General features: G+C 69.7%; 21 protein-coding genes and 1 tRNA gene. 18 read left to right on the forward strand and 4 right to left on the reverse strand.

Annotated features, from left to right (window positions below):
* Positions 1-19: 19 nt before the first annotated feature.
* From NVV32_RS15555 to NVV32_RS15600, 10 genes are all read left to right on the forward strand, one after another.
* Complete coding sequence (locus NVV32_RS15555; protein ID WP_157365719.1) at positions 20-310, forward strand: hypothetical protein; 291 nt, start codon at positions 20-22, stop codon at positions 308-310.
* Between the two features lie 231 nt (positions 311-541).
* Entirely contained in the window at positions 542-1,345 is an 804-nt protein-coding gene (locus NVV32_RS15560; protein WP_422390759.1) for an anti-sigma factor domain-containing protein, read from the forward strand.
* Positions 1,346-1,684: 339 nt separating this feature from the next.
* On the forward strand, positions 1,685-2,104 hold the full coding sequence (locus NVV32_RS15565) for a DUF2243 domain-containing protein (protein WP_321166879.1): 420 nt from the start codon (positions 1,685-1,687) through the stop codon (positions 2,102-2,104).
* Positions 2,101-2,994, forward strand: coding sequence for a cytochrome c oxidase assembly protein (locus NVV32_RS15570; protein ID WP_422390760.1), 894 nt, complete (start codon positions 2,101-2,103; stop codon positions 2,992-2,994). Before NVV32_RS15565 ends, NVV32_RS15570 begins: the two co-directional genes overlap by 4 nt.
* A 48-nt stretch (positions 2,995-3,042) precedes the next feature.
* The gene (locus tag NVV32_RS15575; protein ID WP_422390761.1) at positions 3,043-3,855 is read left to right on the forward strand and encodes a hypothetical protein; all 813 of its coding nucleotides are present in this window, start codon (positions 3,043-3,045) and stop codon (positions 3,853-3,855) included.
* A gap of 3 nt (positions 3,856-3,858) precedes the next feature.
* Entirely contained in the window at positions 3,859-4,137 is a 279-nt protein-coding gene (locus tag NVV32_RS15580; protein ID WP_422390762.1) for a hypothetical protein, read from the forward strand.
* A 104-nt stretch (positions 4,138-4,241) separates the two neighbouring features.
* The gene (locus NVV32_RS15585; protein ID WP_055766824.1) at positions 4,242-4,688 is read left to right on the forward strand and encodes a hypothetical protein; all 447 of its coding nucleotides are present in this window, start codon (positions 4,242-4,244) and stop codon (positions 4,686-4,688) included.
* A gap of 68 nt (positions 4,689-4,756) precedes the next feature.
* On the forward strand, positions 4,757-6,076 hold the full coding sequence (locus NVV32_RS15590) for an alpha-amylase family glycosyl hydrolase (RefSeq protein WP_422390763.1): 1,320 nt from the start codon (positions 4,757-4,759) through the stop codon (positions 6,074-6,076).
* Positions 6,077-6,177: 101 nt separating this feature from the next.
* Positions 6,178-6,444, forward strand: a complete 267-nt coding sequence (locus NVV32_RS15595) for a hypothetical protein (RefSeq protein WP_157365717.1) — start codon at positions 6,178-6,180, stop codon at positions 6,442-6,444.
* Positions 6,445-6,529: 85 nt separating this feature from the next.
* Positions 6,530-7,036 (forward strand): DUF5684 domain-containing protein, encoded by a 507-nt coding sequence (locus NVV32_RS15600; protein ID WP_422390764.1) that lies wholly within the window; start codon positions 6,530-6,532, stop codon positions 7,034-7,036.
* 79 nt (positions 7,037-7,115) lie between these two features.
* On the opposite strand, the gene NVV32_RS15605 is transcribed toward NVV32_RS15600, so the two are convergent.
* Positions 7,116-7,188, reverse strand: a tRNA-Ala gene (locus NVV32_RS15605).
* A gap of 114 nt (positions 7,189-7,302) precedes the next feature.
* Between NVV32_RS15605 and NVV32_RS15610 the strand changes: the two genes are divergently transcribed.
* From NVV32_RS15610 to NVV32_RS15620, 3 genes are all read left to right on the forward strand, one after another.
* Positions 7,303-8,904 carry a DHA2 family efflux MFS transporter permease subunit gene (locus tag NVV32_RS15610; RefSeq protein WP_422390765.1) on the forward strand — a complete coding sequence of 534 codons (1,602 nt, stop codon included), beginning with the start codon at positions 7,303-7,305 and terminating at the stop codon, positions 8,902-8,904.
* A 36-nt stretch (positions 8,905-8,940) separates the two neighbouring features.
* On the forward strand, positions 8,941-10,449 hold the full coding sequence (locus tag NVV32_RS15615) for a S10 family peptidase (RefSeq protein WP_422390766.1): 1,509 nt from the start codon (positions 8,941-8,943) through the stop codon (positions 10,447-10,449).
* A 286-nt stretch (positions 10,450-10,735) separates the two neighbouring features.
* On the forward strand, positions 10,736-12,427 hold the full coding sequence (locus NVV32_RS15620; RefSeq protein WP_422390767.1) for a glycoside hydrolase family 15 protein: 1,692 nt from the start codon (positions 10,736-10,738) through the stop codon (positions 12,425-12,427).
* A gap of 88 nt (positions 12,428-12,515) precedes the next feature.
* Here the strand turns inward: NVV32_RS15620 and NVV32_RS15625 are convergent, their stop codons facing one another.
* A complete protein-coding gene (locus NVV32_RS15625; protein ID WP_055766806.1) occupies positions 12,516-13,016 on the reverse strand; it encodes a DUF456 domain-containing protein in 501 nt (166 codons plus the stop codon).
* Between the two features lie 129 nt (positions 13,017-13,145).
* On the opposite strand from NVV32_RS15625, the gene NVV32_RS15630 reads away from it, so the two are divergent.
* Positions 13,146-14,270, forward strand: coding sequence for a YrzE family protein (locus NVV32_RS15630; protein WP_082471200.1), 1,125 nt, complete (start codon positions 13,146-13,148; stop codon positions 14,268-14,270).
* Positions 14,271-14,371: 101 nt separating this feature from the next.
* On the opposite strand, the gene NVV32_RS15635 is transcribed toward NVV32_RS15630, so the two are convergent.
* On the reverse strand, positions 14,372-15,289 hold the full coding sequence (locus NVV32_RS15635) for an SDR family oxidoreductase (RefSeq protein ID WP_055766803.1): 918 nt from the start codon (positions 15,287-15,289) through the stop codon (positions 14,372-14,374).
* 393 nt (positions 15,290-15,682) lie between these two features.
* Here NVV32_RS15635 and NVV32_RS15640 point away from each other — a divergent pair, with 393 nt between their 5' ends.
* From NVV32_RS15640 to NVV32_RS15655, 4 genes are all read left to right on the forward strand, one after another.
* On the forward strand, positions 15,683-17,137 hold the full coding sequence (locus NVV32_RS15640; RefSeq protein WP_422390768.1) for an MFS transporter: 1,455 nt from the start codon (positions 15,683-15,685) through the stop codon (positions 17,135-17,137).
* Positions 17,138-17,246: 109 nt separating this feature from the next.
* Complete coding sequence (locus tag NVV32_RS15645) at positions 17,247-17,876, forward strand: flavin reductase family protein (RefSeq protein ID WP_422390769.1); 630 nt, start codon at positions 17,247-17,249, stop codon at positions 17,874-17,876.
* A 116-nt stretch (positions 17,877-17,992) separates the two neighbouring features.
* A complete protein-coding gene (locus tag NVV32_RS15650) occupies positions 17,993-19,075 on the forward strand; it encodes a fatty acid desaturase family protein (protein WP_422390770.1) in 1,083 nt (360 codons plus the stop codon).
* A 440-nt stretch (positions 19,076-19,515) separates the two neighbouring features.
* Positions 19,516-19,746: a zinc-ribbon domain-containing protein gene (locus NVV32_RS15655; RefSeq protein WP_422390771.1), complete on the forward strand. Its 231-nt coding sequence runs from the start codon at positions 19,516-19,518 to the stop codon at positions 19,744-19,746.
* A gap of 3 nt (positions 19,747-19,749) precedes the next feature.
* Here the strand turns inward: NVV32_RS15655 and NVV32_RS15660 are convergent, their stop codons facing one another.
* Positions 19,750-20,598 carry an HpcH/HpaI aldolase/citrate lyase family protein gene (locus NVV32_RS15660; RefSeq protein ID WP_422390772.1) on the reverse strand — a complete coding sequence of 283 codons (849 nt, stop codon included), beginning with the start codon at positions 20,596-20,598 and terminating at the stop codon, positions 19,750-19,752.
* Positions 20,599-20,813 lie beyond the last annotated feature (215 nt).

Raw genomic sequence — 20,813 nt, forward strand, 5'->3', positions numbered from 1 at the left:
TAGGCGGATGCATTATCCGTTGCGTTACAGGCGCGCGCGATCGCTGCTCTACGTGATCGGCCTGTTCTGGTTGTGGCTGTGGCTCGGCAGCGCAGCGCTGATGGAGGGTCTCTACCATTCGCCGCTGCACGCGGCCCTCGCGATGTACGCGATCGCCGTCGCCGTCCTCGTCTCGCTGCCCGCCGCCCTCCTCACGGTGCTCCGCATGGTCCTCACGCATCCGCAGCGGACCGGCGTCGTGGTGCCTCTCACCCGGGCCGCCCGCCCGGTGCAGGACGCCCACTGGTGGTACGGCGAGAAGGCCTCCTGACCGACGGGCGAACCCTGGTCCCGCGGGCGATCCCGGGATCCGCGTGATTCCCGTCATGCCCCGCGACCATCCTCCGGCCCCTACCGGACGAATCATCTGTGAGCTACTGCTCCTTCGACCGGTTCCCGGGCCGCCTCCGGGGCGACACCGGCACTGCGGAGGTCCGCAGGACCGACCGGATCGGGGTGTTCCCGCCCCGCTCCTCGACCGCAGAAGGACAGGAGGGGGATCGTGGGCCATATTGACCGTGCCACGATGACCCTCATCGCCCTCGGGGAGGACGTCGGTGACGGCCGGCGCGAGCACGTCCAGTCCTGCCCCGCGTGCACCGAGGCGATGGCCCGCGTCCGCAAGCGCCTCCTCTGGATGGACGCGGCCGGCGCTCCGGCCACGGACCTCCCACCACCGTCGGTCTGGGAGGCGATCCATCGGCAGCTGGAGCTGGGCGAGGATCTCCAGCCCGACCCCCTGGGCACGCCCGGCGGGGCGCACGCCGAGGTCGGCGCCATGTCGCCGCATGAACCCGCCCGCACCAGCCATCCCGCTCGGCCCGGCAGGTCCCGCAGGATGAGCGGCCGTCGTCGCTCAGTCGTCGGCGCCCTGACGGCGGCTGCGGCCGCCGCCCTCCTGTGGACCGCCGTCGCCGAGGCCCCTGGTCCGTCACCGGAGGCCGGCGACGCGCGGGGGGACACCGCGGCTCCCCGCACCATGGCCACGGCCGGACTCACGGCGATGGGATCCTACGCCGATGCCGGGAGTGCCCGCGTTGACCTCATGTCCGATGGTGGGCGCATGCTCGTGGTCCACTCGGCCGCCACCGCGTCCCGCGGGCACCGCGAGGTGTGGCTCCTCGCCCCGGACGCGAGCACTATGGTCAGCCTCGGCGCCATGGAAGGGGTGGACGGCGCGTTCCGGGTGCCGGACGACGTGGACCTCTCGTCGCTGCCCGTCGTCGACATCTCGAGCGAGCCCGACGACGGCGATCCGGCACACTCGGGCGATTCGATCCTCCGGGGCCGGCTCGACGCGGGCTGAGCCGACGGACGCAGGGGCGCAGCTCCGCGTCCTCCTGGCGGACCAGCTTCCGTCCTGCCTTCAAGTACTCGCCGAACGCACGGGTTCTTCTCCACAGGCCCACTGCAGTCCGGCGCATCGCCATCCGCGCCGGACCATGGCCGTCGGAGCACGGCGGGAGTCTTCCGGGTTCAGGGCGGCGCGGACCCGAAAGTGCTGGACGCTCCCCGCGCGGCACTGGCACGCTGACAACGACCGCACCCTTCGACGACGGGGAACACCATCGCTTCGACCACGCGCCCTCCCGCCCCGCCGGGAAGTGGTGCCCGCGCGCCCGACCTGCGTCGGCGGAACGTCCTGGTGGGCATCCTGTTCGGCTGCGGCATCATCGCCTTCCTCGATGAGGCCGTGTTCCACCAGCTCCTCCACTGGCACCACTTCTACGACCGCTCCACCCAGGCGGCGGGCCTCGTGTCCGACGGCCTGTTCCACGCGTTCAGCTGGTTCGCCACGGTCGCCTCGCTCTTCCTGTTCGCGGACCTGAGGAGACGGGGTGCACTGGACGCCCGACGCTGGGCGGGCGGGATCCTGGTCGGCGTCGGCGCCTTCCAGCTGTTCGACGGCCTGGTGCAGCACAAGCTGCTCGGCCTGCACGAGGTCCGGTACGGCGTGGACCTCCTGCCCTACGACCTCGCGTGGAACGGCGCGGCGCTGACCTTCCTGGTCGCCGGGGTCCTCGTGCTGCTCGCCGTCGGCCGGGCGGAGCGCCGGCGGGGGTGAGGTTCTCCGCTGTGCTGGGCGACGCCGTGCTGGGCGACGTCATGCAGCACCCTACAGGTGGTGGCGGGATGGCGGCCGGCGACGGTGATGCCGTCACCTTCGCGGTGCGGACCGCCGTCGTCCTCGCCTGGTCGGGACTGGCTGCGGGCTATCTCGTCGCCGACCGCGCCGCGGTGCTGCGCGGCCGCACCTCCTGGCCGGTGGCGCGCACGGCGTCGTGGCTCTCGGGCGCCCTGCTCGGCCTCGTGGTGTCCGTGGGTCCTGTCGCGTCGGCTGCCGGGAACAGCTTCGCGGCCCACATGGCGGTCCACCTCGTGCTGGGGATGCTCGCGCCGCTCCTGCTCGTCCTCGGTGCGCCCATGACCCTTGTCCTTAGAGCCGTCCCGGTCCATGCCGGGCGGCGGCTCGCAGGCCTGGCCGGCAGTCCGCCGATCCGCATCCTCACCCATCCGGTCACCGCACTGGTGCTCTCGATCACGCCGATGGCCCTGCTGTACCGGGACGGTTCGGCCCTCGCCCTGCTGCATGACCCCGTGGCCGGCCCGGTCCTCCACGTCCACTTCGTGGCCTCCGGGGCACTCTTCGCCTACGCCGTCGTCGGGGTGGATCCCCAGCCCCACCGGGCGTCCGTCACGCTGCGTGCAGGTGCGATCCTCGTCTCCATCGCAGCGCACGGGATGATCGCGAAGCATCTGTACTCACTGTCCGGTACTGCCGGGATGCCGGACGGGACAGCGGTGGCCGCGCAGCTCATGTACTACGGCGGTGACGCCGTGCACGTACTGCTGCTCGTCGTCTTCTGCCTGCAGGTGTACCGGCGGACCGGACGTGCGGGACGCCGACGCGCAGGAGCCTCCTCCAGCGGCCCTGCGTCCGGGCGCGTTGTGTAGCCTTGCCGGAGCGGGCCGAGGGCCCGGCGAACCACCGGAGGATCACGCATGCCACGCTTCGCCCCGATCACGGGACTGTCCCTTGCCGCCCTGGTCGTCCTGACGGCCTGCTCGACATCGACGGATGCGGGCGAGGCGACTGCATCCGCGCCGGCATCCGCCTCGTCGGCGGAGCCGTCCACGGGAGTCTCCACCGACGCGTCCGGGAGCGCGTCCGGGAGCGCGTCCGACGGCGCGTCTCCAGATGCGGCGGAAGGGAGCGGGACCTACTCGTCGGACGACCTCTCGGCCATCCTCGCATCGGTCACGCAGGCGGACGGCAGTACCCTGCAGATGCTCCCCACGGCCCAGATCGAGCAGAGCATGGAGCAGGCGCGCCAGTTCCTGGCCGGCGTGACGGTCAGCCCCGAGGAGTGCGCGGTCTTCGTGTCGAACAGCCTGGAGGCACCCGAGGGCGCAGGCGTCGCGACGGGCGTCTCCAGCGCGGACGGAGACGCCGTGCAGACCATCCTCTCGGCGGCCTCCGCGGCCGAGATCGCCTCCGCCGGCGAGGAGGAGGCCGCCGAGACCGCGGAAGCGCTCGAATCCTGCTCCTCGATGAGCGTCGAGGCCTCGGGAGTGTCGATCGACCAGACCGTCGAGGCGGTGGAGGCCACGACGGACGCCGACCGCACGGCCGGGACGCTGGCGGTACAGACCACCCCGGACGGGGCGACGCAGCAGACCATGACCATCGTCGGCACCCGCGGTGACCTCGCCGTGACGGCCGTCCGCACCGCCAAGGACACGCTTCCCGAGGGTACGCAGGAAGAACTGCAGGGCCTCGTCGACTCCACCCTCGCCGCCGCCGAGCAGGGCTGAGCCGTGCGCCTCGAGGGGTGGCACATCATCGTGATCCTCGGATTCCTGCTGGTGGTGACGGTGATCGCCGGGGTGATCCTCCTGGGCTCGGCGGCCCGGAGGGGGCCTCGACCGCCCAGCGGACAGCAGGCGCAGGGCGCACCCCCCGGATCCCGCCCGGACGCCGCGCACCACTTTCGGACGAAGGAGGACCGCCTCCGCGAGATCGACGAGCTCCATCGTCGCGGCGTGATCAGCGAGCACGAGCATCGGGAGACGCGCAAGCGGATCCTCGACGACTGAGGCTCTCGACCGTCCGAGTGGACAGGTGTCTGTCAGTCGGCATATAACTAGTTAGCCGAACTAGTTGACAGTACGGTTCGTATTCCTGAGCGAGAGGGCGGGCAATGACGCAGACCATCAGTGAAACCATCCGTGGCTCCCTGGGTGCCGGTGACACCGCCGTCGGAGCGCCCCTCCACTGTGGCGGGCCGATGACCCTGCGCGAGACCTCCTGGCGCGGCACCTCCTACGGCATGATCGAGCAGCCGGCCGGAGGGTTCGACGTCGAACTCGTCTGGGCCTGCGCCTGCGGCTTCCAGCTCTCCCACGAGGAGCCGAAGGATCTCGCCCTCCCCCTCTCCCCGGCACTCCGCCGGGTCGCAGCCGCAGCCGCCGATCTCGAGGACGTCCGGTGGCACCTGGACCAGATCACCGACGAGCTCGAGACGGCAGTGCTCGTGGCCGCTGACGGCGGAGCTGCGATCGTCGACATCGCCGAGGCCGCCCACCTGCAGCCCGCCGACGTCCACCAACTCGCATCCGGCGGACACCTTCTCGGCCACGTAGGCTGATCGGGCCGGTCCGTCGGAGCGGTACGCCGACCCTCGGTCGGCGACCACCTGCTGGAAGGCCGTTGCCCGTGAAGAGCGCCCCCTGGGTAGAGCACGTCATCTGGTGGCAGGTGTACCCCCTCGGCTTCGTCGGGGCGGAGAAGACCTCCACCGACCGGCCCGCCGCGGAGCATCGGCTCCTGGACCTGCTTCCGTGGTTGGACTACGCGGTGGAGCTGGGCGCGTCGGGGCTGGCCCTCGGACCGGTGTTCGCCTCCGAGACGCACGGCTACGACACCACCGACTACTTCCGGATCGACGCCCGCCTCGGCACACTCGATGACTTCGACACCCTGGTCGCCGAGGCCCACCGGCGCGGGCTGAGGATCCTGCTGGACGGGGTGTTCAACCACGTGGGCCGGTCCTTCCAGCCGTTCCAGGAGGTCCTCGCCGAAGGACCGGGAGCGGGAAGTGCCCGCTGGTTCGTCCTGGACTGGCCCGACGGCGCAGGCCCGGGGACCGAACCCGGCTATCGAGACTTCGAGGGCCACCACCACCTCGTCGCCCTCGATCACCGCGAGCCCGCCGTCGCTGATCTCGTGGTCGAGGTCATGGGGTACTGGCTGGACCGCGGAGCGGACGGCTGGCGACTCGATGCCGCCTATGCCGTCCCGGCGCCGTTCTGGGCCGACGTCACGGCCCGGGTCCGGTCCGCCCATCCCGACGCCTACCTGGTCGGCGAGTACATCCACGGCGACTACGCGGCCGAGGTCGGCGCGGGCGGTCTCGACGCCGCGACCCAGTACGAACTGTGGAAGGCCATCTGGAGCTCGCTCAACGACGCCAACTTCTTCGAACTGTCCGCGGCGCTCGAACGGCACAATGCCCTGCTGGCGTCCTATGTGCCGCTCACGTTCGTCGGCAACCACGACGTCACGCGCATCGCCAGCAGGCTCACCGATCCGGCCCTCGTGGCGCACGCCGTCGTCCTCCTCATGACGCTCGGCGGGACCCCTTCCGTCTACTACGGCGACGAGCAGGGGTATCGCGGTGTGAAGGAGGACAGGGCGGGCGGCGACGACGACGTCAGGCCGTTGTTCCCGCCCGCACCCGCTGACCTCTCATCGGTCGGCCAGGGCGTGTTCGCCGCCCATCAGCAGCTCATCGGCCTGCGTCGCCGGCACGCGTGGCTGCACCGGGCGACGACGCAGGTGCTGCAGCTCTCCAACGAGGTGCTGGCCTACCGCGTCACGGCCGAGGGGCCCGAGGAACTGGTGGTGGCCCTCAACCTCTCGCACGGGCCCGCACGGGTCGACGTGGGCGGCGCCGCGGGCGTCCTCGCGGGGGAAGCGGCCGTCGACGGCGCCGGAGCGCTCGTGCCTGCACGCGGTTGGGCGGTCCTCGGCTGACGGCTCCCCGTCGTCGACCGCCCGGCAGCGTGCCCTGCCGGGCCTCCGTGGGGATAATGGGTGCACACGATGCAGCCAAGATGCAGAGGAAGGGGGTCGCGATGAGTCCGCAGGATGCCCGGGAGACCCAGGACCCGGTCGATTTCACGCCCTGGCCCCGGCCCGTTCCGCTCCACGTCCTGAACGGCGTGAAGAAGCTCATGCTCGTGGCGGTGATCCTCGTCGGGGTGCACCAGCTGCTGCCGTCGACGAGCCTCGGCTCCTCCCTCAGCAGCACCTTCACACTGCTCGTCGTGATGTCCTGGCTCGCGCCCCTGGCCCGCATCGTGGCCGCCCGGCCCTGGACCCGCAGGTCCGCCGAGGAGTGAGGTCCGAACCTCTGCCGCGGCGCGCCACGGAACCGCCATCCACAGTTCGTCCCGAATTCATTAAAACGACGGTACTGTTCGCGATATGACACTGACTTCCGCCCTTGCCGCAGGCATGCTCCCGGCGATGACCTCCACGACCACCACGACCGACCCCGCAGCGGCCGCCGGCGCTGCCGTCGGTGGCCTCCTCGGCGCCGTGATCGCTCTCGCCATCACCGGCTTCGCGCTCATGGGGATCTTCAAGAAGGCCGGACAGCCCGCGTGGGCCGCCTTCGTCCCCCTCTACAACATCATCGTGCTCCTGAAGATCTCGGGCCTGTCCCCGTGGCTCGTGATCCTGTCCTTCATCCCGGTCGCGAACATCGTCCTGCTCGTCCTGCTCGCCATCAACCTCGCCAAGGTGTTCGGCAAGGGCGCCGGGACAGCAGTGCTCATCTTCTTCTTCAGCCTGATCATGTACTTCGTCCTGTCCTACGGCGGCGCCCGCTACCTCGGCCCCGACGCAGCGCGCTACCCGCTCGGACAGGCGCCCCAGCAGGGGCACGGCGCGGCCGGTTCCTACCAGCCGGGCCAGTACCAGCCCCGGTGACCTGACCACACCGCTGCACCACAGACGAAGCGAGGCCCCTGGTGACCAGGGGCCTCGCTTCGTCCGTGGACGGGAACTGTGGAGCTTGGGGGAATCGAACCCCCGACCTTTTCATTGCGAACGAAACGCTCTACCAACTGAGCTAAAGCCCCGGACACCTCTGCCGAACACCCATACTGTACCCAGAAGGGCGGCTTGATCCCAAAGCGCCGTCCGCTGCCCCGGTGCGCACCGGGGTGTCAGCGGCCGGGAGTAGTCTTCTCCCCATGTCCAGCAATCCCCGGCAGGAAGCCCCTGCCCAGCCCCAGAACGACGACGTCCGGCCGTGGCCCGCCCTGTGGTCGCTCGTCATCGGGTTCTTCATGATCCTCGTCGACTCGACGATCGTCTCCGTGGCGACGCCGGCCATCATGGCCGGGCTGGACGCGGGTATCGACAGCGTCATCTGGGTGACCAGTGCCTACCTGCTGGCCTACGCCGTGCCGCTCCTCGTGACCGGCAGGCTCGGGGACCGCTTCGGACCGAAGCGCATCTACCTCGTGGGGCTTGTCGTCTTCACGCTCTCCAGCGCCTGGTGCGGCCTGTCCGGCACCGTCGAGGCACTGATCATCGCCCGCGTGCTGCAGGGCCTCGGGGCCGCGCTCATGACGCCGCAGACGATGTCCGTGATCACGCGGATCTTCCCGCCCGAGCGCCGCGGCGCTGCCATGGGCCTGTGGGGTTCGGTCGCCGGCATCGCCACGCTCGTCGGCCCCGTCCTCGGCGGCGTCCTGGTCGACTCCGCGGGCTGGGAATGGATCTTCTTCATCAACGTGCCGGTCGGTGTCGTCGGGTTCATCCTTGCCTCACGTCTCGTACCCACACTCCCCACCACCTCGCACCGCTTCGACATGCTCGGGGTCTTCCTCAGCGCGGCGGGGCTCTTCTGCCTGGTGTTCGGCATCCAGGAGGGGGAGAGCTACGACTGGGGCACCATCGCCGGCCCCCTGTCGGTGTGGTCGCTCATCATCACGGGAATCGTGCTGCTCGTCGCCTTCGTGGTCTGGCAGCGCATCAACCGTGGTGAACCCCTCGTGCCGCTCCGCCTCTTCGGCGACCGCAACTTCTCGCTGGCCAACACCTCGATCACCGCGATGGGTTTCTCCATCACCACCATGACCCTGCCGCTCATGCTCTATGCGCAGACCGTCCGCGGCCTCTCGCCCACGCAGGCCGCCCTCCTGCTCACGCCGATGGCCGTGATCTCGGGTGTCCTCGCTCCGTTCGTCGGGAAGTTCGTGCAGCGCAACAACCCGAAGTTCATGGCCGTGGCCGGATTCGCGGGGATGTCCGCCGCCCTCTTCTGGCTCGGCTCGATCCTCACTCCGGACGTCGCCCTCTGGCAGCTGCTCCTGCCCATCTCCCTGCTCGGCCTCTCGAGTGCGGGCATCTGGGCTCCCGTGTCGCTCACCGCCACCCGCAACCTGGCTCCGTCACTGGCCGGTGCCGGGTCGGGGGTCTACAACACCACCCGCCAGATGGGTGCGGTCCTCGGCAGCGCCGCCATCGCAGCGATCATGCAGTCACGGCTCATGGCGAACATGGGCGGTGGAGGAATGACCGCGACCCCCGGCGGCGCCCTTCCCGACGAGGCGAAGGCGGGCTATGCCCTGTCCATGGGCCAGTCCCTCTATCTCCCCGCCGTCGTCGTGCTCATCGGCTTCGCGGCCGCACTCTTCTTCGCCAAGCCCCAGCAGAACCGGGTCTGGGAGGGCGACGCAGGGGCCGTCGGAGCACCCGCGACGGAGGGATCCGCATCCTCCTCACCGAAGCAGGGCGGGGCCACCGGACCTGCCGCGCGGCGCGAGGCGACTCCGGCCGACACCTGAGCTGTTGCCTCTGGGAACTACCGGTAGTCTTCTGCCATGGCTGACGAGACGCAGGACACACCAGGAACGACGGCGACCGATGCGCGGAAGGGCGCGGGCGTCGCGGACACGAAGGACGTCTCGGACGACTTCGCCGTCCGGGAGCACACGGCACCGTCCGGCCTGAGGTACACCACGAACACCGGCCGCCTGGTGCTGCGGCGCGAGGAGACGAAGGACGGGAAGGCCGACGGCTTCAAGCCGAAGGCCGAGATCTTCGTCGTCGCGTACACCAAGCAGGACGCCGAACCCGGGCGCCCGGTCACCTTCGCCTTCAACGGCGGGCCCGGCTCGGCCTCCGTCTGGCTCCACCTGGGCCTCCTCGGCCCGCGCCTGGTGGACTCCGGCGACGTCGGGTCCATGACGCCGGCCCCCTTCGGGCTCGTCGACAACCCGGACAGCCTGCTCGAATCCAGCGACCTCGTGATGATCGATCCGGTGAACACCGGGTTCTCGCGGGTCGTCGAGGGCGAGGAGGCCGACGAGTTCCACGCCTTCATCCAGGACCGCGACCTGGTGGCCGAGGTGATCCGTCTCTGGACCACGCGCAACAACCGCTGGCTGTCGCCGAAGTACCTCGTCGGGGAGTCCTACGGGACGTTGCGCGCCGTCGCCGTCGCCGGCCGGCTCTTCGACGCGTACGGCATGGCCGTCAACGGCCTGGGCCTCATCTCGACGGTGCTGAACATGTCGACCCTGCGCTTCTTCCCCGGCAGCGACCTCCCCTACGCCCTGCATCTGCCCACGTATGCCGCGATCGCGCACTACCACGGCCGCCACGGCGACCGTGAGCTCGCCGACGTCGTCCGCGAGGCGGAGGAGTACGCGGCCCGGGACTTCGGTTTCGCCCTCACGCAGGGCAGCCGGCTCACGCCCGAGGAGTACGAGGAGACGGTGGCGCGGCTGCAGGCCATCACGACGCTCGACGCCGGATTCATCCGCCGCTCGAACTTCCGCTGGGCGTACCACGAGTTCGCGGCGGAGATCCTGCGCTCGGAAGGACTCGCCGTCGGTCGTATCGACGGGCGGTTCGCCGCCCGTCCGGCCAACCTCCAGGCGTCCGACTCCTTCGAGGACCCGAGCATCCGTGCGATCACGGGGCCGTACTCGGCGGCCATGAACCACTACGTGCGCGCCGAACTGGGCTACGAGAACGATCTCCCGTACGAGATCCTCACCGCCCGGGTGCAGCCGTGGAGCTACCGCACGTTCGAGGGCGCACCGGTGGACGTCTCGGGTGTTCTCGAGCGCCTGCTCGTGCACAATCCCGCGCTGCGCGTGCACGTGGACTACGGCTACCACGACGGTGCGACGCCGCACTTCGCCGCCGAGTACGTCTGGGCCCACATGAACCTCGACGACGCCGCCCGTGCGCGCTTCACGCACCACTACCACGAGGCCGGCCACATGATGTACCTCAACCCGGTGGCACGACAGGCACAGCTGCACGCGCTGCGGGACTTCGTCACCGAGGGACGGGCCGCAGGGGAACAGTACGTAGACTGATGAAACAGTCCGGCGATCACCGCCGCCGGCTCCCGAGCAGAGGACATCATCATGCTGAAGAAGATCCTGTGGGCCCTGGTGCCCGTCATCGCCTCCCGCGTCCTGGCCAAGCGCACCAACGGGCAGGCCCCGCGCGCCGACAAGATGCGCTTCAAGGGAGAGTAGCCCGTCAGCCGGCAGGCACGAACAACGGCAGGGAGGAACGGCCATCGCATTCCGTGACGCGGACGGTTTCGCCGATATCCGCTCCTACGCGGCCATCGGGGACGGCCGCACCGTCGCCCTCGTGGCGCTGGACGGCTCCATCGACTGGTATCCCACGCCGGACCTCGATTCGACGCCGTCCTTCGCCCGCCTGCTCGACGCCGACGAGGGCTTCATGGCACTGGCCCCCACGGGCGGATTCTCGGTGGAGCGCCGGTACGCCGACGGGTCGAATGTCCTGGAGACCACGTACACCACGGACACCGGGACCGTCCGCGTCACGGACTCGCTGAACACCGGCGTGGCGGGTCGTCTCCCCTGGGGAGAACTCGCCCGCCGCGTCGACGGCCTCACCGGCTCCGTGGAGATGGCCTGGTCCGTGGCGCCGGGGACCTGTTTCGGCACGGCCTCGCCGTGGGTGGACAGCGGTCCCGGCGGCCCCATCCTCCGCGTCGATGCCGTCGCACTGGGCATTCGCGGCATCGACCACGGCGTGAAGACTGCCTCCGCCCGGTCGATCGACGGCGCTTTCACCACCTCGGTGGGATCGCGCCACCTCGTCGCCGTCGTGTCCACGCACGGTGAGCCGTTGCCCCTCCCGGACCCGCAGACCATCGACGACGGCGTGGACCGCACCATCCGCAACTGGCAGGCGTGGTCCGACAGCTTCGCGTACGACGGCAGCTACCGCCACGCGGTGCTGCGCAGCGCCCTCACGCTGAAGCTGCTGCTGCACAGCCCGTCCGGATCGATCGCCGCGGCGGCGACCACCTCGCTCCCGGAGAGTGCCGCCGGCGGAAAGAACTGGGACTACCGCTACGCCTGGGTGCGGGACACGGCCTACACGCTCCATGCGCTCACGCGCGCGGGACTCCGGGAGGAGGTCCACGCCGCGGTGTCCTGGATGCTCAAGAACCTCCGCTCCCAGGGATCCGACCTCGAGGTGTTCACGCGCCTGAACGGCGAGGTCCCGGAGGGGACGGAACGCCCGGACCTCACCGGCTGGCGGCACATCGGACCGGTCGTGGACGGCAACCCCGCCGCGGGCCAGTTGCAGCTGGGTGTCTTCGGCGACGTCTTCGACATCGTCTGGCAGTACGTGCAGGCGGGTCACGTGCTCGACCCCGCGACCATGCGGCAGCTCGCGGACCTCGCGGATCTGACCTGCGACATCTGGCAGCGCCGGGACGCAGGGATGTGGGAGCTGCCCGAGGAACGGCACTACGTCACCTCGAAGCTCGGATGCTGGAACGCCCTGCGCTGCGCGGTCCTCCTCGTCGAGCACGGGCAGTTGCAGGGACCGGTGGAGCGGTGGGAGGCCGAGCGGGACCGCATCCGGGACTGGGTGCAGGAGCACGGCTGGTCGGAGGAGCGGCAGAGCTACGTCTGGTACCCGGGTTCCACCGACCTCGATGCCTCGATCCTCCTGCACGCCATGAGCGGCTTCGACACGGGGTCGCGCATGTCCTCCACCATCGACGCCCTGCGCGCCGAGCTCGGGGCGGGCCCCCTCCTCTACCGGTACAGCGGCATGCAGGACGAGGAGGCCACGTTCGTCGCCTGCGCGTACTGGATGGTGTCGGCGCTCGTCGCCGTCGGCCGGCGCGACGAAGCGGTGGATCTGATGGAGGAGCTCCTCCCGCTCGCCAACGACGTCGGGATCATGGCCGAGATGATCGATCCCGATGACCTGTCCTTCATGGGCAACGTGCCGCAGGGGCTCAGCCACCTGGCGCTGATCGTCGCCGCGCTGGCCATCTCGGGGAAGTCCTGACCGCGAGCGCCGCGGTCAGGGCCGCGCCGGCGAGCCGAGGGCCGGTGCGGCACGGATGCACCGCGGAGCGGCCGGGTGCGGACCGGTCTCAGGCGGTGGCGAAGTAGACCCAGACCCCGATGACCCACGTGGTGCCGGCCAGGCAGGCGAGGGCCAGTTCGGCGAGGATGCCGAGGCCCGTGGCCTTCAGGGCGTGCAGGCTCGAGGTCAGGGCGGCGCGGGAGTCACGCTGCCGCGCGTACTCGCTGGCGAAGAGTCCGACGGCGAAGCCGACGAACAGGCCCACGACGGGGATGACGAACATGCCCACGATGCCCAGCAGGACGCCGATGGTCACGGACCTGCCCGGGATCTTCCGCTGCTTGAGGGTCCTGCCGGTGAGCACGATCCCGGCTGCGAGACCGGCTCCGGCCAGGACGGTGCCGATCGCGAAGACCACCCAGCCCTCGGTACTCGCCACCGTCAGCGCCCAGGCCAGCAGCGAGACGATGATGAGGACGCTGCCCGGCAGGACCGGCACCACCACTCCCGCGACACCCACCGCGATGAGCGCGCCGCACACGACCGTCATGAACACCTGGAGATCCATGGTTCAAGTCTCGCATCCGGCTGCGCGACGCGACGCCGCGGAACGGCTCCTGCGCGGCGTCGCGTGGAATACTGTGACGGATACTAAGCCAACTTAGCGAGCCCGAGGGCCCTGAGATCAGGAGGACCAGTGAGTACACCAGGAACAGGGAACACCGACGGCGAGCGCCGGGCCGCGGACGACGACGGCCCCCGGCACGTCGAGTCCCCCACCGAGCTGATGGACACCGGCAGGTCCGGTGCGGGGGCGAGCAGCGCCGGGCGGACCGACACCGGCAGTGGGGCCGGCGCTGGATCACGTAGCGGGACCGGCAGCGACCGGGCGAGCGGAGCCACCCGCTCCGGCAACGACGGCGGCACCGGCGACTACGTGCCCGGTGGCTACTCCGCCGAGGAGGACACGAGCGGCGACTACGTGCCGGGCATGTACTCCGACCCGTCCCCGGAGGACCGGTCGTCGAAGGACACGTCCACCCGCGAGCACACCCGCCCGACGCCGGTCGCGGCATCGCGGGAACCGGCGTCCTCGCGGGACGCCCAGCCGCCGACGCAGGTCCATCCGCAGGTGGCACCCGTCACCGCGTCCAAGGCGCACGACGAGGACCGCGGGAAGGACCGCCACTTCCCGCGCACCGCCACCGCCGGCGCCGTTGCGGGGTCCGGGTCCGGGCTGCCGAGCCTCGAGGACCGCAAACTGGTCCACCAGCGCGAGAAGGAGCACTTCGGCGGCATGAAGTTCGGCTCCGCCTTCTTCGGGTGGCTCACGGCGACGGGCATGTTCGTGCTGCTCTCCGCCCTCGTGGGGGCGATCGCCGGCGCGTTCGGCTACGGCGCGAACCTCTCGACGTCGGATCTCGCGAGCGGGTCCACCGAAGCCCAGAGCACGGGCATCACGGCCGCCGTGGTGCTCGGCGTCATCCTCCTGGTCTCCTACTACGCCGGAGGATACGTGGCGGGGCGGATGGCCCGCTTCAGCGGCGTCAAGCAGGGCCTCGCCGTCTGGCTGTGGGCCGTCATCATCGCGATCGTCCTCGCCGTGGTCGGCTTCATCATCGGCAACCAGGCCAACGTGACCGAGCGCTTCCAGGGACTCGGCGTCCCCTCTGCGCAGGACCTGACGGGTCCGGGCCTGATCGGCCTGCTCGTCGTCGCGGCCATCGCACTGGTGGGTGCGATCCTCGGCGGCCTTGCAGGGATGCGCTACCACCGGAAGATCGACCGCGCCGACTTCGATGCACTGGAGGACGCGGCGTAGGAGCGTCGAGGACGCGGGCAACCGCCACCGGCCTCCGGCAGAGCACGGAACAGCCCCGGACCCTCTGGAGTCCGGGGCTGTTCCGTGCGGCGCCGCGGAACTCAGGGCGAGGGCATCCCACCGTTGACGTTCAGGGTCTCACCGAGGACGTAGCTCGCCTCGGAGGAAGCCAGGAACACGTAGGCCGGAGCCAGTTCGGTCGGCTGGCCCGCGCGGCCCAGCGGGGTCGACTTCCCGAACTCGGGCAACGCCTCCGCGGGCTGGCCGCCCGAGGGCTGCAGCGGTGTCCAGATGGGACCCGGGGCGACGGCGTTGACGCGGATGCCCTTCGGCGCCAGCTGCTGCGCGAGCCCCTTCGTGAAGTTGTTGATCGCGGCCTTCGTGCTCGCGTAGTCCACGAGTGTCGGTGAGGGCTCGTAGGCCTGGATGGAGGTCGAGTTGATGATCGCCGATCCGGGCTTCAGGTGCTTGAGCGCTTCCCGTGTGACGCGGAAGAACGAGTAGATGTTCGTCTTGTACGTGTGGTCGAGCTGCTCGTCGCTCAGCTCCTCGAGGGACTCCACGGCTACCTGCTTGCCCGCGTTATTCACGAGGATGTCGAGGCCACCCAGTCCGTCGACGGCCTGCTGCACCAGCGAGGTGCAGTATGCGGGGTCCTTCAGGTCGCCGGGGATGCAGACGGCGGTGCGGCCCTCGGCCTCGATGATGCCCTTGACCACCTGGGCGTCCTCCTCCTCCTCGGGCAGGTAGGACAGGGCGACGTCGGCCCCCTCGCGCGCGTAGGCGATGGCGACGGCCGCACCGATACCGGAGTCGGAGCCGGTGATGAGCGCCTTGCGGCCCACGAGTCGTCCGGTGCCGCGGTAGGAGGTCTCCCCGCGGTCGGCCTTGATCTCGAGGTCCGACTCGAGGCCCGGCTCAGCCGTGTGCTCCGCGGGCGGCGAGATGCTCTCGAACCGCGTGACGGGGTTCTGGAAGGTGTACTGGTCGGTCGATCCTGTCGTGCTGTCGGAGGTCATGTGTGTTCTCCCTGTACAGAATGCGTGTCCCGCGCAGCGGGCGCGGGATGGACTGGCCGCCGGAAGCTAAGCCTGCTTATCACATTAGGGCCACAGGGTGGCGGCGGACAACCCGGCCGGCGTGGTGGGGGCGGGTGGACCTCGACCGTGGGAGTTGCTACGGGAGGGCTGCGGTCAGAAGACGACGGAGAAGAGGCCCGCGCCGATGCTCAGCACCAGGGCTGCGATGACGAGCCAGATGATCGGGGTGCGGAGCCTGCGCATGAGATCCATAGTGCGGCCAGTCTAGCCGGAGGATCCTCGGCGGGATGCGGACAACGACCGACCGCATGCTCCGTCGCGTGCAGGGCCGGCCCCTTCTGGGCCCGTCACGCCGGACGTACACTGGGCGCCATGACCGAGCAGCCCCCGGCTCCTCCGGGGGCCGGCACAGACGCACCCGGAGGAGTCGACCTCTTCGTGCGGTCCCCGGCCGAACGCTCACGGACCTTCACCGGCATCCTGGTCAACACCGGCATCGCCAACATCACCACGAGCTACCTCTGGTTCGCCTTGACCTTCTGGGCCTATCTGGAGACACGCAACGTGATCGCCACCGGGGTGATCGGCGGGGCCTACATGCTCCTGGTGGCGCTCTCGAGCATCAGCTTCGGCACCTTCGTGGACCGCTACCGCAAAGTGTCCGTGATGCGCTTCGCCGGCGCCTTCACGCTCGGGATGTTCGCCCTCGCCGGGGCCATGTTCCTGGTCACGCCCGAACCGATCCTCCTCGACCTGGCACGGCCGTGGTTCTGGGTCTTCACCCTGATCGTGCTGATCGGCGCCGTCGTCGAGAACATGCGCAACATCGCGCTGTCGACAACGGTGACCATCCTCATCGAGCCGGACCGGAGGGCCAACGCGAACGGGCTCGTCGGCATGGTCCAGGGCCTGATGTTCATCATCACCTCGGTGCTGTCCGGACTGTCCGTGGGATTGCTCGGCATGGGTTGGACCATCGTCGTCGCACTCGCACTCACCGCCCTGGCCTTCGCGCACCTGCTCACCCTGCGCATGCCGGAGGAGGTGCGTGCCGCCGCCACCGACGCCCACGGCGCCTTCGACCTCCGCGGATCCTACGCGGCGGTCCTCGCCATCACGGGCCTCTTCGCCCTGATCCTGTTCTCCACGTTCAACAACTTCGTCGGGGGCGTCTACATGGCGCTGATGGATCCGTACGGGCTCGAGCTGTTCTCCGTGGAGCTCTGGGGCACGTTCTTCGCCGTCGGAGCCTCCGGGTTCATCGTGGGCGGAGCCCTGATCGCGAAGTTCGGACTGGGGCGGAACCCCCTGCGCACCATGCTCGTCGCCGTCGTCCTCATGGGCGTCATCGGCGCCCTGTTCACCATCCGTGAATGGGCCTGGCTGTATGTCCTCGGGATCTGGCTCTACCTCGTGCTGGTGCCGTTCATCGAGGCGGCCGAGCAGACGGTCATCCAGCGGGTGGTGCCCCTCGAACGGCAGGGCCGGGTCTTCGGGTTCGCCATGGCGTTCGAATCCGCAGCAGCTCCGGTCACCGCGTTCCTCATCGCCCCGCTCGCGCAGTTCTGGATCATCCCCTACGCCCGCTCGGACGGTGGTGCGGCGCAGCTCGCCCCCCTCCTGGGCAACGGGACGTCCCGCGGGATCGCCCTGGTGTTCCTCGTGGCCGGGATCGTCATCATCCTCGCGGCGCTCCTCGCCTTCCTCACACCCGTGTACCGCCGGATCTCCGCGTCCTACCGGGAGGGTACAGCCGCCGGTGCGGACGGAACGGTGGCGGCCGACGCCGAGGGGACCCACGCCCCGTCCGGGAGCACGACACCCTGAGAGCTCCGGGGGCTGCACCAGCGGCGCGCACACCGACCCCGAACACCTGACCAGGCGGCGACCGGTCGATCCGCCCGGGGTACCCGGCACGCCGGGCTAGGCTTCCGGCATGCGCAAAGACGTGATCCCCGACCCGGACTCCAGCCGTGCCTTCTACAGATTCCTGACCTCCGTCGTGGTGCCGAGGCCCATCGCGTGGATCTCCTCGACCTCTGCGGACGGGGTGGACAACCTCGCACCCCACTCGTTCTTCACCATCGCCTCGGTCAACCCGCCGATCGTGCAGTTCACCTCCGTGGGCCGCAAGGACTCGGTCCGCAACATCGAGGCGACCGGCGACTTCGTGGTCGCCTTCACACCGGAGGGTCTCTTCGAGGCCGTCAACGCGACCGGGACGAACTTCCCCCCGGATGTCAGCGAATTCGATGCGGCGGGGCTCACCCGTGAGCCGAGTGCGACCGTGGGCCCACCCCGCGTCCTCGAATCCCCGGTGGCCCTCGAGTGCCGGCTGCACCTGATCCAGGACATGGGTGACTGCACGCTCGTCTTCGGTGAGGTGCTGCACGCGGTCGTGTCGGAGCACATACTCGACGGCGACCTGCCCTCGGTCCAGGCGTTGAAGCCCCTCTCCCGTCTCGGGAAGGACGAGTGGGGCACGGCCGGGACGGTCCGGGAGATCACGCGCATCCCGGTGCAGGACTGGCCCGGGCACTACGACGCCGAGAAAGCAACACCGTGACCTGCCCGTGACATACGCTCAGCCACTCCTCAGGCTCCTGACATACAGTGAGTGAATCTGCGGGTTAGCACCCCACCCCGGGCTGGGAAGCCTTCCACCGGCCCCAGGGAATCCCATTGAGCATTGTCGCCGCACCGCGCACCGTCCGTATCTCGAAGCCGAACGATGTCGTCGCCTCCTACTCGGTCCTGCTCAAGCAGGTACGGAAGGAAGGCCTGCTGAACCGCCGACGCCGCTTCTACGTCGCGGTGTTCGCCCTCCTGGCCCTGGCCATGGGCGCGGCGTGGACGGGGTTCGCGCTCCTGGGTGACACCTGGTTCCAGCTGCTCATCGCCGCGGTGCTCGGCGTCGTCCTGACGCAGATGGCCTTCCTCGCCCACGAGGCATCCCACCGCCAGATCTTCAGGACCCGCGGCGCCAACGACTGGTCGGGCCGCATCCTCGCCGCCGGCGTCGTCGGTATCAGCTACGCCTGGTGGATGGACAAGCACACCCGCCACCACAACGACCCCAACACCAAGGGCAAGGACCCCGACATCGAGGTCGACACCATCTCGTTCCTCGAGGAGGACGCCGCCAAGGCCACAGGCCTCCAGGCGTGGATCACCCGCCGGCAGGGCTACCTCTTCTTCCCGCTGCTCACCATGGAGGGCATCAACCTCCACGCCCGCTCCATCAGCACCCTCTTCGCCCGCCGCACCATCAAGGGCCGCTGGGTCGAACTTGCACTCCTCGGCGCCCGCTTCGGGGCGTACCTCGGCATCCTCTTCTGGTTCCTGCCCGTCGGCATGGCCTTCGCGTTCCTCGGCGTTCAACTGGCCGTCTTCGGCGTCTACATGGGAGCGAGCTTCGCCCCGAACCACAAAGGCATGCCCGTGGTCCCCAAGGACAGCACGCTCGACTTCTTCCAGAAGCAGGTCCTGACCTCCCGCAACATCCGCGGCGGGTCCTTCGTGAACAACGCCTACGGCGGCCTCAACTTCCAGATCGAACACCACCTCTTCCCGGACATGCCACGCCCGCACCTGCGCCGAGCGGCCGTGATCGTCCGCGAACACTGCGAACGCCTCCGCGTCCCCTACACCGAAGTAGGCGTCGCGGCCTCCTACGGCGCCGTCGTCTCCTACCTCAACCGGGTAGGCCTCGCCGCCCGCGACCCCTTCGACTGCCCCATGGTCAACCGCTTCCGCCGCCCCTGACACCCCGACAGTGAGCAGCTCCGCCCTCACCCGTCCCGGCCCGGCCGGATGCACGATCGGCGCGGGAGGCGGACGGAGGCACGGGGACAGGGGCACTGTTGGAGGGTGGGTGTGCTCCGGGTCGACGTCGAGACCTCCGAACGCGACGAGGCCATGGAGGCGATCGAGAACGTCTTCGGCTTCCGGACCGCGTTCACCGGTAGGAGCATGACCTTCCGGCAGCACAGCCTCGTGGGATCCGGGATCGCCGTCTCGCAGCTGTACTTCGGTGGCACGATGACCGCGGAGGTCGAACCGATCGACGATGTGGTCATCGGCGAGGTGCCCACGGGGAGATACGATCTCGGGCTGGGACCGCGGAGCCCCGAGGTGACGGGACGCGGACTGTTCATCCCCCCGGTGGATGCTCACCGGCCGGAAGGACTCGCTACGGTGGAGGGATGTTCTTCCTCTTCGGCCTCACCACGCGCGAGCAGCTACGGTTCACCCGATCGGCGTCCTGCCGTTACTGCGGGCAGTTCGCCCCGCAGCAGGTGGTCCAGCGGAAGACCAGGCTGTCGGTGTTCTTCGTGCCGCTCCTCACGCTGAAGCGGACGCGGCTGCAGGTGTGCACCAACTGTGGCGGCACCTCGCGGATCAGCGGGTCGGAAGAACACGCACTCGCACGCTGACGGTCAGGCGTTCCACAGGCCGTAGGAGTCCGCCAGCGAGGAGATCTTCTGGGCGCGTGCCAGCCGCGGCAGGTAGGAGCCATCGCCCACCACCGCTCCGGCCGCGTGCTCACGCAGCAGCTCGGAGGCCCAGCTGATCTCGGACTCGCTCGGGGACAGGCCCCGGTTGATGGTGTCGGTCGCATCCGTCAGGAGGCAGAGCTTGCCGGTCATCCCCATGGAAGCGGTCACCTTGCATGCCTCCAGCAGGTCGTCGCCGAGGGCACCGACGGTCGGCCCGTCGATCGGACCGGGCAGCCGCCCCACGCGGGACGCCACCACGAGCTTGGACCGTGCGTAGGCCAGCGCCATCGGGTCGTCGGACGCCCCGGTGTCGCGGCGGAAGTCGCCGACGCCGAACGCGAGGCGGAAGGTGCCGGGGGCACTCGCGATCGCCGTCGCGTTCTCGATGCCGAGCGCGGATTCGACCAGGGCCAGGACCGGGGTCCCCGCCTGCAGCCGCATGGCCGTGTGCGTGACCTGCTCGGGCTTCTCCGTCATGGCCAGCATGACGCCGCGGAGGCCCGGTGCCCTGGACAGGGCCGCGAGGTCGTCCGCCCAGTAGTCGGTCTCGATGCCGTTGACCCTCACCCAGGCGGTCATCCCGGTGGACAGGGCCTCGACCACGCGATCGCGTGCCTCGGCCTTGCCCGCGGTGGGGACGGCGTCCTCCATGTCGAACACCACGGAGTCCGCCTCCGACGTCAGCGCCGGGATGAAGTTGTCCTCGGAAGCAGCGGACGCCAGCAGCCACGATCGGGAGAGCTTGGCGGGAAGCGCGGCGGCGCGGCTGTTTCTGAGGGAGGTGGCCATGGTCAAACAGTACTGAGGAGTGCTGCGCATTATCCACCGGAGACGCACCGCGGTCCGTGAACACTACGACCAAAAGGCGCACGGGTCCGGACAGGGGGCGACCGACGGGTGCACGGGGTCGGCTATAGTGGCGACGTCGGACGCCCACCGCGCGTCGTGCCTGAAAAAGAGGCAATAAGGGCTGTCGGCCCGAGGCACATACGGATCCCACCCAC

This window comes from Arthrobacter sp. N1, from assembly GCF_048288285.1.
GTDB lineage: Bacteria > Actinomycetota > Actinomycetes > Actinomycetales > Micrococcaceae > Arthrobacter_D.